The following is a 12619-nucleotide window of genomic DNA, read 5'->3' as shown; positions in this document are numbered from 1 at the left end:
CTTTGTACTCACCCTCTCGGGCTTTCCTCCGGGCGCTTCCCTTCGGTCTTGCGTTTCCGACTCTATCAGACCTTTTCTCGATCCGATTTCCTCGGTGCTTTCCAGGTTTCCGCTCTCGCGTTTCCCTTTCCGGCGTTTCCGACTCTATCAGATCCTTTCGGGCCTGACCCCCAGTCAGCGGGGCTTATCTTCCCGGCTGTTGGGCCGTTCCGACGAGTGAGACTTTAGCGGATTCCTCGCTCCCGAGCTAATCGGGGGCTGCGTTCTCTCGAACGCGGATTCCTCATTCCGTAAATACGCATGCCAATGAAACGACGGCAGACAGATCGACTGTCGTCGAATAGTTGTTGGTACTTGCGGAGTGGCTGTCCGGGGACCGACCGGAGTCGGCGCTCACGTCGGACAACTCGGAGAACACTACGGATCGGCCGTGGGCGTGTCAACTTCGCTCCTGACGGCACTCTCGGGGCGTAGTCTGGAGCGCATGACGACGCGTACGTGCACCCAGCTGTGGTGGGCCGCCTGACGGCGGCCGTAGTTACGTATGCACTCAACGGCCGCCGCTTCGGCGGCCGTTCTCGTTTCTCCCTCCGGAGCTCCAGAGGGTCGGCCGCCGGGACGGCGGTCTCGACCAGGAGGTGGAGAAGAGATGACGCGGGTCTTCAGTGGGGTCAAGCCGACCGGGCATCTGACGCTGGGGAACTACCTGGGGGCCATGCGGCGGTGGGCTGCCGTCGATCAGCACCAGGCTGACGCGCTGTTCTGCATCGTCGATCTGCACGCGCTGACCGTGGACCACGATCCGGCGCGGGTGCGCAGGCTGAGTCGGCAGGCGGCCACGCTGTTGCTGGCGGCGGGGCTGGATCCGCAGTTGTGCACCGTCTTCGTACAGAGTCATGTGGACGAGCACGCGCGGCTGTCCTATGTGCTGGAGTGCGTGGCCACGGACGGCGAGATGCGGCGGATGATCCAGTACAAGGAGAAGGCCGCGCGGGAGCAGGCGCGGGGTGGGAGCGTGCGGCTGTCGCTGCTCACGTATCCCGTGCTGATGGCGGCGGACATCCTGGCGTACGGGACCGATCAGGTGCCGGTCGGGGACGACCAGACGCAGCATGTGGAGCTCGCGCGGGATCTCGCGGTGCGGTTCAACCAGCGGTACGGGCATACGTTCGTCGTGCCTCGGGCCACGCCTCCGCAGGTCGCGGCTCGGGTGATGAACCTGCAGGATCCGACGTCGAAGATGGGCAAGAGCGACGACTCCGGGCCAGGGATCGTCTATCTGCTCGATGAGCCCGATGTGGTGCGGAAGAAGGTCATGCGGGCCGTGACCGACAGCGGGCGGGAGGTCGTGTACGACCGGGCCGCTCAACCGGGGGTGGCGAATCTGCTGGAGATCCTCGCTGCCTGCACGGGTGGGAACCCATCGGAGCTGAGCGGTGTATATGAATCGTATGGAGCTTTGAAGTCAGCGACCGCGGAGGCTGTGGTCGAGGTCCTCAGGCCCGTGCGGGACAGGCACAGGGAGCTGTGCGCGGATCCTGGCTATGTGGAGGGGGTGCTGCGGGATGGTGCGGAGCGGGCTCGGGCGATGGCCCGGCCGGTCGTGGATGCCGCGTATCGCGCGATCGGGTTGCTGCCGGCGGCTGCAGCCACGGCTGCGACAGCGGCTGCCGATATCGAGGTGACCGCTTAGGGGTGCGCGCTGGGCCGCCCCACCCTTGGACGGGGCGGCCGGCGCGTCAGGCGTTGTTCCCGGAGGCCAGCTCGCGGCTGCGGTCGCGGGCGGCTTCGAGGGCGGCGATGAGGGCGGCTCGCACGCCGTGGCTCTCGAGTTCGCGGATGGCGTTGATGGTGGTGCCGGCGGGGGACGTCACGTTCTCGCGGAGCTTGACGGGGTGTTCGCCGCTGTCGCGGAGCATCGTCGCGGCGCCGATCGCGGACTGGACGATCAGGTCGTGCGCCTTGTCGCGAGGCAGGCCGAGAAGGATGCCGGCGTCGGTCATGGCTTCGACCAGGTAGAAGAAGTACGCCGGGCCGGAGCCGGAGAGGGCGGTGCAGGCGTCCTGCTGCGACTCGGGGACACGCAGCGTCTTGCCCACGGAGCCGAAGATCTCCTCGGCGTGGGCGAGGTCGGCTTCGCTGGCGTGGCTGCCGGCGGAGATGACGGACATCGCCTCGTCGACGAGGGCGGGGGTGTTCGTCATGACCCGGACGACCGGGGTGCCGGCGGCGAGGCGGGACTCGAAGAAGGAGGTGGGGATACCTGCGGCTCCGCTGATGACCAGGCGGTCGGCGGGCACGTGTGGGGCGAGTTCGTCGAGGAGGGTGCCCATGTCCTGCGGCTTGACCGTGAGGATCAGGGTGTCGGCGGTCTTGGCGGCTTCCGCGTTGGTGACCGGGGTGACTCCGTGGCGGGCACGGAGTTCTTCGGCTCGTTCCGCGCGGCGGGCCGTCACCAGGAGGTCGGCCGGTGCCCAACCGCCGCGGATCATTCCGCTGAGCAGGGCTTCGCCGATCTTGCCGGTGCCGAGGACTGCGACTTTCTGGGTCATTGGCTGCGGTGCCCTCCGGAGGTTGCGTTGTCCGGGTTCATCCTCCCACCAGGGCCACCTTTTCGAGGTGGCGAGTCCAGTGGGCGGACGGGGCTGGGGGACGGGCCGGACACCGGGCCCGGCCCTGGGCGGTCATCCCGTCCTGCGCCGCAGGGTTGCCGCGCCCAGGCCCAGGACCAGCAGGGCACAGCCCGCCACGATCAGGGCGTCGCGTACGAAGGTGGCGGTCATGTCGGTGTGCTTGAGAACCTCGTTCATGCCGTCGACCGCGTAGGACATGGGGAGGACGTTGGAGATGGCCTCGAGGGCAGGGTGCATGTTGTCGCGCGGGGTGAAGAGGCCGCAAAGGAGGAGTTGGGGGAAGATCACGGCCGGCATGAACTGGACGGCCTGGAATTCGGAGGCCGCGAAGGCCGAGACGAAGAGACCGAGCGCGGTGCCGAGCAGTGCGTCGAGCAGCGCCACGAGGAGGAGCAGCCAGGGGCTGCCGGTGACGTCAAGGCCTAGGAACCAGAGCGCGAGTCCGGTCGCCAGGGCGGACTGGATGATCGCGAGGGTTCCGAAGGCGAGGGCGTAGCCGGCGATCAGGTCGCCCTTGCCGAGAGGCATGGCGAGGAGGCGTTCGAGGGTCCCCGAGGTGCGTTCGCGCAGGGTGGCGATGGAGGTGACCAGGAACATCGTGATCAGCGGGAAGATCCCGAGGAGGGAGGCGCCGATGTTGTCGAAGGTGCGCGGGCTGCCGTCGAAGACGTAGCGCAGCAGGAACAGCATCACGCAGGGGATGAGGACCAGCAGCGCGATGGTGCGCGGGTCGTGGCGGAGCTGACGCAGGACGCGGGCGGCGGTGGCTGTGGTGCGGGCAAGGCTGAGTGCTCCGGTGGGGGCCGGCCGGAGCGTGGTGGTGGTGCTCGTCGTCGTGGTCATCGCGTGGTCTCCTTCGCGCGGGCGGCCGCGGTCGCCTCGTCGACCAGGTGCAGGAAGGCCGCCTCGACCGTCTCGGAGTGCGTACGGGTGCGGAGGGCGTCCGGGGTGTCGTCGGCGAGGATCTGGCCCTCGCGCATCAGAAGGAGGCGGTGGCAGCGCTCGGCCTCGTCCATGACGTGGGAGGAGATGAGGAGGGTGGCGTTGCGGGAGGCCGCGATGTCATGGAAGAGGCTCCAGAGGTCGCGGCGCAGGACCGGGTCCAGGCCGACCGTCGGTTCGTCCAGGACGAGGAGTTCGGGGGTGCCGAGGAGGGCGACCGCCAGGGAGACGCGGCTGCGCTGGCCGCCGGAGAGGTTGCCGGCCAGGGAGTCGGCGTGGCTGGTGAGGTCGACGTCGGCGATGGCACGGGTGACGTTCTCATGGCGCCGGTCGGCTGCCGCGTGGCCGGGGTCGAGGATCGCGGCGAAGTAGGCGAGGTTCTGGCGGATCGTCAGGTCGTCGTAGACGGAGGGAGCTTGGGTGACGTAGCCGATACGCGTGCGCAGGGTGGGGTGGCACGCGGGGCTGCCGAGCACGTCGAGGGTGCCGGTGACCTTGGCCTGGGTGCCGACGATCGCCCTCATGAGCGTGGTCTTTCCGCAGCCGGATGGGCCGAGCAGGCCGGTGATCTGGCCACGCGGGACGGTGAAGTCGAGGTCGCGGAGGACCTGGCGGGTGCCGCGTACGACGCTCAGGGCCTCGGCTCGGATGGCGGGGGTGTCGGGTGGTGGGTCGGAGCGGGCGGCCGAATAATTCATCATGCGATGAATAATCCTCCGGCGGGACTGCGGCGTCAAGCGCCGGGAGGATCGGCGGTCGGGTGCGAGGGGGCATGGGAGGGAGCGGCGCATAAGTAGCCCGCCCACGCCGGATCGGGGGCGGGGCGGGCGGTAGGGAGGGGCAGTGGCCGGCGGTCGTTGGTCGCTGGTCGGTCGGCGCGGGGTCAGGAGGTGGTGGCGATGAGGAGGTCGACGTCGTAGGTCTCTTCGATGATTCCGTCCGGGAAGGTGTCGAGGAGGAGGCGCTTTTCCTCGGTGAGGAAGGCGGTGCTCGCCTCCGTGCCGTGGACCAGGAAGAGCGAGTGGCTGCCGAGGTTCGCGAAGTGTGTGTCGACGGGGACGCGACGGCTCCAGCGGACCTTGTGGCCGGTGAAGTTGAGGAGGCCGGTGGGGTCGGAGAGGGCGGCTCGGGCGCCGCTGCCGTTCTGCTCGACGGCGGGGTGGGTGCCGAAACCGCGCTCGATACGGACTGCCTGTGCGGCATGCCAAGGGATGTCGAGCGGGGTGGTGTTCCACCACAGGGCGAGTGCGCCGCCGGGGCGCAGTACGCGCAGGGCCTCCGGCACGGAGTGGGTGGGGTCGGTCCAGTGCCAGGCCTGGGCGTAGGTGAGGAAGTCGGCGGAGGCTGCGGCGAGGGGGAGGGCGTTGCCGTTGCCGCGGACGATCGGTATGTCGGGGTGGGTGCGGCGGAACTGGGCCGCCATGCCGTCGCCGGGCTCGACGGCGAGTACGGCGGCACCGCGCTGTTGGAGGAGCTCGGTGGCGATGCCGGTGCCCGCGCCCACATCCACGACGCGCGCGCCGGTGAGGGAGCGGCCGGCGAGCTCTTCGATCGCGTCGAAGAGGGCGGGTGGGTAGGTGGGGCGGTTCGCGGCGTACTGGGCTGCGGCCGCGTTGAAGGAACGGGCTCGGTCAGCGTGGGAAGGGGCCGTCATATCGCCATGGTGGCCTTGGTCGGTGCGGTAGGCACGGACTTTGACGAGAGGAGGTGGGCTGCGCACCCCGCGCGGCGACACATGGGAAGTGGTGGGAGGTGCGGGGCCCCATGACTACCCGCGGCGGCGCTTCTTCGCCGGGTTGCCTGTGCGGCGGGTGGTGCGGTTCTCGTGTTGTAGGCGGGCCGCCTCGTATTCCTCGCGGTGGAGTTTCTCGCCGGGGGCCTCGGTGAGGGAGCGGAAGAAGTAGGCGAGGAGGGAGCCGACGAAGCCGATGGTCAGGAGGCCGCGGAGGGAAGCCTGGCGGTCGGGGTCGGGGCGCTTGGTGAAGCCGTCCCAGGTGTGGCGGAAGGCGAGGGCGCTGCAGACCGCGAACATCACGACCATCAGCAGGGTGACGAAGCTGCCGATGTCGGCGATCTGGAGCCCCTGGTAGGCGAAGCGCAGCACCAGGCAGGAGGCGACCGCGGTGGCGAGGGAGCCGGCGGACACCGCGATGCGGCGGGCGGTGTAGCCGTTGTCGTGGTCGACCCAGGTCGTGCCGAAGAAACGCAGAGGCTCGGGGCGGGGGCCCGTGGAGCCCGCGGTGGTGTCCGGGGTGCCGTTCGTCTCGCTCACGCGTCGATTATGGCTCCGGCCCGGCCGCGGGCTCCGTACGGGTTCCCGGATACCGGGAACTGTTGTGGTCAGGACGAGCAGCGGGGGCGGACGTAGCCGTCGCTGCCTGTTCTGACGTAGGCGTCCGAGACGTACTCGCCGCTGGCGATGCTGTCCCAGATGTTCGTCGTGCCGTACGGGCCCGTCACGCGCGTGCCCGGGGTCTGGCAGTAGATCGCGACCCGGATTCCTTCGGACAGGACCTTGATGATCGGGTAGCTGGTGCCGGGGCCGCTGCGGACGTTGAGACGGACGCCCGGCGCGACCGGGTAGTAGGGCACGGCCGCGGCCGCCATCGTGACGGCCGCATCCGCGGCCTTTTCCTCGCCGCCGTCCAGCAATTCGACACGGTCAACAGACATGAGACTTCCCCCCGTTGATCCCCATGACCCTCATGGGGTCCCGTTGATTCCCCTAAATCACGCCATGAAACAGAAGTTCACGACTCGAACGCGGAGACTAGCAAGCCGCCTCTGTCTCGTACGAGTCATCGACTAGGCTCCGTGCGTCGCGCGCGCGGACGAACAGCACGGGGGTGGTCCCATGGCGCCACAGCAGAACGCCGGAGCGGGCGCGGAAGCGGAACTTCCCGAGTACGCCGGTCACTACCGTCTGGAGTCCCACCTGGGGGCCGGCGGCATGGGCGTCGTGCATCTCGCGCGGAGCACGTCGGGCATGCAGCTCGCCGTAAAGGTCGTGCATGCCGAGTTCGCGAAGGACCCCGAGTTCAGGGGGCGTTTCCGGCAGGAGGTGGGGGCGGCTCGCAGGGTGAGCGGGGCCTTCACCGCGCCGGTGGTGGACGCCGATCCGGAGGCCGAACGGCCCTGGATGGCCACGTTGTTCATCCCCGGGCCGACCCTCTCCGACCAGGTGAAGCGGAACGGGCCGATGGAGCCGGCGCAGTTGCGGCAGCTGATGGCCGGGCTGGCGGAGGCGCTGCGCGACATCCACCGGGTCGGGGTGGTGCACCGGGACCTGAAGCCGAGCAATGTGCTGCTCGCCGAGGACGGGCCGAAGGTCATCGACTTCGGCATCTCTCGGCCAAAGGACAGCGAGCTGCGGACCGAGACCGGCAAGCTGATCGGCACGCCGCCGTTCATGGCGCCGGAGCAGTTCCGGCGGCCGCGGGAGGTCGGGCCGGCCGCCGACATCTTCGCGCTGGGGTCCGTGATGGTGCATGCGGCGACGGGACGGGGGCCGTTCGACTCCGACAGTCCGTACGTCGTCGCCTACCAGGTCGTCCATGACGAGCCGGACCTGACCGGCGTACCGGAGAATCTCGCGCCGCTCATCGGGCGGTGTCTCGCCAAGGAGCCCGAGGACCGTCCCACGCCGGACGAGTTGATGCGGGAGCTGCGCGCGGTGGCGGCCTCGTACGACACGCAGGCGTTCATACCGGCGCAGCGCACGGGGGATTCGCCCAAGCCGGAGCGGGGTTCCGCGGAGCCCGAGCCGCAGCCGGAGCCGGGGCGGGCGGCGACGAGAAGGCGCCTGCTCAAGCGGGCAGCGCTTGTGGCAGCGGCCCTGACCCTTGTCGTCGGCGGCGGAGTCGCCGCTGTGCAGCTGATGGACGACGTCCCTGCGGAGCGCCCGAGCAGGAGCGGGAGCGGCAGCGATGGAGCCGCCTCCGCGGCGGCGCGGTTCGAGGCCTGGGCCGTCAAGCCTGCCGGGCAGGGAAAGGGCCTGCCCAGATGCACGTACGAAAGACCCGGACTGCTGTGTACGCAACCGGGGCTGATCAGCTCACTCGATCCCACCGACGGCAGCGTGCTGTGGCGGCACGACCTGGCCGAGGGCGATTCGCCCGGCGGTCCGCCGACGCTGTCCGGTGGGCTGGCGCATGTGCTGACGCACGCCGGCAGGCGTCTGGAGGCGCTCGATCCCGCGACGGGCAAGTCACGGTGGCACCTGGACGTCTCCGCGTACCGGGGATTCCGGTTCGCGGACGGCATGCTGCTGCTCAGCGGTGCCGACGGGCAGATGACCGGTGTCGACAGCGCGTCGGGCGAGACGAAGTGGTCGCGGGGGATCCCGGGTCTGAGCGAGGCGTACGTCGTGTCGTTCCCGAAGAGCCCGTGGGTTCTCGTGTCGAGTACGTCCGCCGACGGGGACCGGACGCGCGTCATGGCGGTCGATCCGAGTACGGGGGATGTGCGCTGGGACGTACGGCTCGACGGCGATCTGACTCCCGTCGGGGTCACCGGCGGCGAGGTGTTCTTCCTTGCGGGCGGCGGTGACTACGGCGAGGCGAAGGCCGTGGTCCGCTACAGCCCGGAGTCCGGGGCCGAGCGGCGCGTGGACTTGCCCGTTCCGGTCGTACAGGCGCAGGCCGGCGTGCACGGAGGGGTGGTCTATCTGCTGGGCACCGGTGGGTCGCTGGTGGCGGTCGACACGCGTGCGGGCAAGCAGGTGTGGTCGCTGGAGACAACCGTGAGCCAGGGCTCGGCCCCCGTCTCGGACGGCCGGCGCGTGTACTTCAGCGCCGCCGACGGACGCCTGCTCGCCGTCGACGCCGCCGAGGGAAGGCTCCTCGGCCAGACGCCCCCACGCCTCAGCGCGAACTCCGCGGAGGCCACAGCCGCCTTGCCCGCACCTGGCCTCGGCGACGGCGGCATCTACGCCACCGCCCCCGACGGCACCGTCTTCGCCGTGGACGCACGCACCCCGTCCGCCTGGTGACGGCGGAGGGGCCGCCTCCCAAGAGACGGCCCCTCGCGGAAGCCTCGTCGTGCCTGCCGGCCCCCTCAGGGGCCCTCGGCGGGGCTCAGCCCAGCTTGCTCACGTCGCGCACCGCGCCCTTGTCCGCGCTGGTCGCCATCGCCGCGTACGCCCGCAGCGCCGCCGACACCTTGCGCTCGCGGTTCTTCGGAGCGTACGCCCCGTTCAACGCCTGCTCACGGCGGGCGAGTTCCGCATCGTCGACCAGCAACTCGATCGAGCGGTTCGGGATGTCGATGCGGATACGGTCGCCGTCCTCGACCAGGGCGATCGTGCCGCCGGACGCGGCCTCCGGGGAGGCGTGGCCGATGGACAGGCCGGAGGTGCCGCCGGAGAAGCGGCCGTCGGTGATCAGGGCGCAGGTCTTGCCGAGGCCGCGGCCCTTGAGGAAGGACGTCGGGTAGAGCATCTCCTGCATGCCGGGGCCGCCCTTGGGGCCCTCGTAGCGGATGACGACGACGTCGCCGTCCGTCACCTGTTTGTTGAGGATCTTCTCGACGGCCTCTTCCTGCGACTCGCAGACGACCGCCGGGCCCTCGAAGGTCCAGATCGACTCGTCCACACCCGCGGTCTTGACCACGCACCCGTCGACGGCGAGGTTGCCCTTCAGGACCGCCAGGCCGCCGTCCTTGGAGTACGCGTGCTCGGCGCTGCGGATGCAGCCGCCCTCGGCGTCCTCGTCGAGGGCCTCCCAGCGCTCGGACTGCGAGAAGGCCTCCGCCGACCGGACACAGCCCGGGGCCGCGTGCCACATCTCGACCGCCTTCGGCGAGGGCGAGCCACCGCGCACGTCCCAGGTCTTCAGCCAGTCCGACAGGGACGGGCTGTGGACGGCGTGCACGTCCTCGTTCAGCAGGCCGGCGCGGTGCAGCTCGCCGAGCAGGGCCGGGATACCGCCGGCGCGGTGCACGTCCTCCATGTAGTACGTGCGGTCCTTGGCGACGTTCGGCGCGACCTTCGCCAGGCAGGGAACCCGGCGGCTGACCTCGTTGATCTGCTCCAGCCCGAACGGAACGCCCGCCTCCTGGGCGGCGGCCAGCAGGTGCAGGATCGTGTTGGTCGAGCCGCCCATCGCGATGTCGAGGGCCATGGCGTTCTCGAAGGCCGCGAAGGTGGCGACGTTGCGCGGCAGGACCGTCTCGTCGTCCTGCTCGTAGTAGCGGCGGGTGACGTCCATGACCGTGCGGGCCGCGTCCTCGTACAGGGCCTTACGGGCCGTGTGCGTGGCGAGGACCGAGCCGTTGCCGGGCAGGGACAGGCCGATGGCCTCCGTCAGGCAGTTCATCGAGTTGGCCGTGAACATGCCGGAACAGGACCCGCAGGTCGGACAGGCGTTCTCCTCGATACGGAGGATGTCCTCGTCCGAGATCTTGTCGTTCACGGCGTCGGAGATCGCGTCGACCAGGTCGAGCGTACGGACCGTGCCGTCCACCAGCGTGGCGCGGCCGGACTCCATGGGGCCGCCGGAGACGAAGACCGTGGGGATGTTGAGCCGCAGGGCGGCGTTCAGCATGCCCGGGGTGATCTTGTCGCAGTTGGAGATGCAGATCAGGGCGTCGGCGCAGTGCGCCTCGACCATGTACTCCACGCTGTCCGCGATCAGGTCACGCGACGGCAGGGAGTAGAGCATCCCGCCGTGCCCCATCGCGATGCCGTCGTCGACGGCGATGGTGTTGAACTCGCGCGGGATGCCGCCGGCCTCCCTGATCGCCTCACTGACGATCCGGCCGACGGGCTGCAGGTGCGTGTGACCGGGCACGAACTCGGTGAAGGAGTTCGCCACCGCAATGATCGGCTTCCGGCCGATGTCCGCACCGGGTACACCGGAGGCGCGCATAAGGGCGCGGGCGCCCGCCATGTTGCGGCCGTGGGTGACTGTGCGGGACCTCAGCTCGGGCATCGTCGCTCGCTCCTTCAGGGACAGCAGAGACTGCGATCAGAGACTTCTGACTGCTAACGAGCGTACGCCGGTCATCCAGAGGGCGGGACGGGGTGTCCGAAATGCGGGACGCATGTCTCGCGGAACAGCCATCTGCCACGTCACCGCCCGGTGAGGTGCCCCTGCACGACGGGCGCCACGCGCGCGATGATCTCCTCCACGTCCACCGAGGCGATCGGCTCGATCTTGATCACGTACCGCATCATCGCGACGCCCACCAGCTGCGCGGCGGCGAGCTCGGCGCGCAGCTCGGCGTCCGGGGAGTCGATCTCGCCGGCGATGCGCCGCATCAGCTGGGCGGAGACGAGCCGCCGGAAGACGGCGGCAGCGGCCTCGTTGTTGACCGCCGACCGGACGATGGCGAGCAGCGGCTTCCGGGACACGGGGTTCTCCCAGAGCCCGAAGATGACGCGGGTCATGCGCTCCCCCACATCGTCGAGGGGTCCTTCGAGCACCACGTCCCGCACCTTGAGAGCGGGCGCGAAGGCGACCTCCACCGACGCCTCGAAGACCTGCTCCTTGGTGCCGAAGTAGTGGTGCACGAGCGCCGAGTCCACGCCGGCCGCCTTGGCGATGCCGCGCACGGACGTCTTCTCGTAGCCCCGCTCGGAGAACTCCTCACGGGCGGCGTTCAGGATGCGGTCGCGGGTGTCCGCGGATTCCGTACGAGGGGGTCGGCCACGGCGTCGGGAGCCCACCCCGCCCTGGCCCGAGGTGATGCCGGTCACGGCCGGGACACCTTCATCGCCGAGGCCAGATGCAGCCGCGTGAAGGCGAGGGCCTCGGCGAGGTCGGCCTCGCGTTCGGCGCTGGACATCGCGCGGCGGGTGTTGACCTCGATGACGACGTGACCGTCGAAGCCGGTCAGGGCGAGCCGCTCCAGCACCTCGGCGCAGGGCTGGGTGCCGCGACCCGGGACGAGGTGCTCGTCCTTCGCCGACCCTCTGCCGTCGGCGAGGTGGACGTGGCCGAGCCGGTCGCCCATGCGGTCGATCATCTGGAGCGCGTCGCTCCGGGCCGTCGCCGTATGGCTGAGATCGATCGTGAAGTGCCGGTAGTCGTCCTTCGTCACGTCCCAGTCGGGGGCGTACGCGAGCATCTCGCGGTCGCGGTAGCGCCAGGGGTACATGTTCTCGACGGCGAACCGCACATCCGTCTCGTTCGCCATCCGCCAGATTCCCTCGACGAAGTCGCGGGCGTACTGGCGCTGCCAGCGGAACGGGGGGTGTACGACGACGGTGCTCGCGCCCAGTTTCTCGGCGGCCGCCTGGGCTCGCTGGAGCTTGGTCCAGGGGTCGGTGGACCACACGCGCTGGGTGATCAGCAGACACGGGGCGTGGACGGCGAGGATCGGGATGCGGTGGTAGTCGCTCAGCCTCCGCAGTGCCTCCATGTCCTGGCTGACCGGGTCGGTCCACACCATGACCTCGACACCGTCGTACCCGAGGCGCGCGGCGATCTCGAAGGCCGTCGCCGTCGACTCCGGATACACCGAGGCCGTCGACAGGGCGACCTTCGCATCCGGGATGCGCACCACTGGTTCTGCCACGGGGACAGCGTACGGGGCGGTGCTGGGCGTCGGGGAACTGGTGGGGGTGGGGGGTCCGGGAGGGGGTGCAACCGGCCATGTGTGCGAACTGGGGGTATGCCGGGGGGCGGAGTCGGGGGGTGTGGCGGGGTTCACGCCGCGCGGCCGGTCTTCGCTCAGGGGCGGGCGTCGGCGTGCGCCGGGCCGGGTCCCGCGGGGTGCGGCCCGCATCGTTGCCTTCCTCGCCCCCGCCGCCCCTACCCGTCCCACCTCCAGGGGCTCCGCCCCTTCGACCCCGCCAGGGGGCTGCCGCCCCCAGACCCCCGCTTCGGCCTGAACGGCCTCGTCCTCAAACGCCGGACGGGCTGAAATGCCCGGACCGGAGCTGAGAAGTGCCGTCGCACGGTGCGTAGCAATCTGCGGGTGGGTGGGGGCTAAGGATGGCGCAGCCCGCCTCTTCAACCGCCGGACGGTCCGGATTGGCGCGACCGGCGCAGAAGAAGGCGCGTACCCCCACGGCGCCGCACCCGCGTACGGCGGCAAGGGGA

General features: G+C 70.1%; 11 protein-coding genes. 2 read left to right on the top strand and 9 right to left on the bottom strand.

Going from position 1 to position 12619, the window contains the following annotated elements:
- Window positions 1-649 precede the first annotated feature (649 nt).
- Window positions 650-1693 carry a tryptophan--tRNA ligase gene (trpS, locus tag ACWGDB_RS41605; protein ID WP_453827242.1) on the top strand — a complete coding sequence of 348 codons (1044 nt, stop codon included), beginning with the start codon at window positions 650-652 and terminating at the stop codon, window positions 1691-1693.
- 46 nt (window positions 1694-1739) lie between these two features.
- Here trpS and proC read toward each other — a convergent pair whose 3' ends face one another.
- The 6 genes from proC to ACWGDB_RS41575 form a co-directional block, all read right to left on the bottom strand.
- Complete coding sequence (gene proC / locus ACWGDB_RS41600) at window positions 1740-2552, bottom strand: pyrroline-5-carboxylate reductase (RefSeq protein ID WP_328880102.1); 813 nt, start codon at window positions 2550-2552, stop codon at window positions 1740-1742.
- A gap of 132 nt (window positions 2553-2684) precedes the next feature.
- Window positions 2685-3476, bottom strand: a complete 792-nt coding sequence (locus ACWGDB_RS41595; RefSeq protein WP_453827241.1) for an ABC transporter permease — start codon at window positions 3474-3476, stop codon at window positions 2685-2687.
- Window positions 3473-4276: an ABC transporter ATP-binding protein gene (locus tag ACWGDB_RS41590; RefSeq protein WP_453827240.1), complete on the bottom strand. Its 804-nt coding sequence runs from the start codon at window positions 4274-4276 to the stop codon at window positions 3473-3475. Before ACWGDB_RS41590 ends, ACWGDB_RS41595 begins: the two co-directional genes overlap by 4 nt.
- A gap of 182 nt (window positions 4277-4458) precedes the next feature.
- Window positions 4459-5229, bottom strand: a complete 771-nt coding sequence (locus ACWGDB_RS41585; protein WP_453827239.1) for a class I SAM-dependent methyltransferase — start codon at window positions 5227-5229, stop codon at window positions 4459-4461.
- Between the two features lie 114 nt (window positions 5230-5343).
- Window positions 5344-5847, bottom strand: coding sequence for an EamA/RhaT family transporter (locus tag ACWGDB_RS41580; protein ID WP_453827238.1), 504 nt, complete (start codon window positions 5845-5847; stop codon window positions 5344-5346).
- 68 nt (window positions 5848-5915) lie between these two features.
- Window positions 5916-6248 carry an SH3 domain-containing protein gene (locus ACWGDB_RS41575; RefSeq protein ID WP_383617234.1) on the bottom strand — a complete coding sequence of 111 codons (333 nt, stop codon included), beginning with the start codon at window positions 6246-6248 and terminating at the stop codon, window positions 5916-5918.
- A 181-nt stretch (window positions 6249-6429) separates the two neighbouring features.
- On the opposite strand from ACWGDB_RS41575, the gene ACWGDB_RS41570 reads away from it, so the two are divergent.
- A complete protein-coding gene (locus ACWGDB_RS41570) occupies window positions 6430-8565 on the top strand; it encodes a serine/threonine-protein kinase (RefSeq protein WP_453827237.1) in 2136 nt (711 codons plus the stop codon).
- 85 nt (window positions 8566-8650) lie between these two features.
- Here the strand turns inward: ACWGDB_RS41570 and ilvD are convergent, their stop codons facing one another.
- From ilvD to ACWGDB_RS41555, 3 genes are all read right to left on the bottom strand, one after another.
- Window positions 8651-10504 (bottom strand): dihydroxy-acid dehydratase, encoded by a 1854-nt coding sequence (gene ilvD / locus ACWGDB_RS41565; RefSeq protein WP_453827236.1) that lies wholly within the window; start codon window positions 10502-10504, stop codon window positions 8651-8653.
- Window positions 10505-10644: 140 nt separating this feature from the next.
- Window positions 10645-11271: a TetR/AcrR family transcriptional regulator gene (locus ACWGDB_RS41560; protein WP_383617243.1), complete on the bottom strand. Its 627-nt coding sequence runs from the start codon at window positions 11269-11271 to the stop codon at window positions 10645-10647.
- Window positions 11268-12092 (bottom strand): sugar phosphate isomerase/epimerase family protein, encoded by an 825-nt coding sequence (locus ACWGDB_RS41555; RefSeq protein WP_369272671.1) that lies wholly within the window; start codon window positions 12090-12092, stop codon window positions 11268-11270. Before ACWGDB_RS41555 ends, ACWGDB_RS41560 begins: the two co-directional genes overlap by 4 nt.
- Between the last annotated feature and the right edge of the window lie 527 nt (window positions 12093-12619).

The sequence above is a fragment of the Streptomyces sp. NPDC055013 genome (genome assembly GCF_053608645.1).
The sequence above is the reverse complement of the archived record's forward strand: the minus strand, read 5'-3'. Positions and strand labels throughout refer to the sequence as shown.

What these genes read in the sequence shown, in the direction of transcription:
- ACWGDB_RS41570 (WP_453827237.1), top strand. Translation starts at nt 6,430, where the DNA reads ATGGCGCCACAGCAGAACGCCGGAGCGGGCGCGGAAGCGGAACTTCCC.
- ACWGDB_RS41590 (WP_453827240.1), bottom strand. Translation starts at nt 4,276, where the DNA reads ATGATGAATTATTCGGCCGCCCGCTCCGACCCACCACCCGACACCCCC.
- ACWGDB_RS41595 (WP_453827241.1), bottom strand. Translation starts at nt 3,476, where the DNA reads ATGACCACGACGACGAGCACCACCACCACGCTCCGGCCGGCCCCCACC.
- ilvD (WP_453827236.1), bottom strand. Translation starts at nt 10,504, where the DNA reads ATGCCCGAGCTGAGGTCCCGCACAGTCACCCACGGCCGCAACATGGCG.
- proC (WP_328880102.1), bottom strand. Translation starts at nt 2,552, where the DNA reads ATGACCCAGAAAGTCGCAGTCCTCGGCACCGGCAAGATCGGCGAAGCC.
- ACWGDB_RS41585 (WP_453827239.1), bottom strand. Translation starts at nt 5,229, where the DNA reads ATGACGGCCCCTTCCCACGCTGACCGAGCCCGTTCCTTCAACGCGGCC.
- ACWGDB_RS41575 (WP_383617234.1), bottom strand. Translation starts at nt 6,248, where the DNA reads ATGTCTGTTGACCGTGTCGAATTGCTGGACGGCGGCGAGGAAAAGGCC.
- trpS (WP_453827242.1), top strand. Translation starts at nt 650, where the DNA reads ATGACGCGGGTCTTCAGTGGGGTCAAGCCGACCGGGCATCTGACGCTG.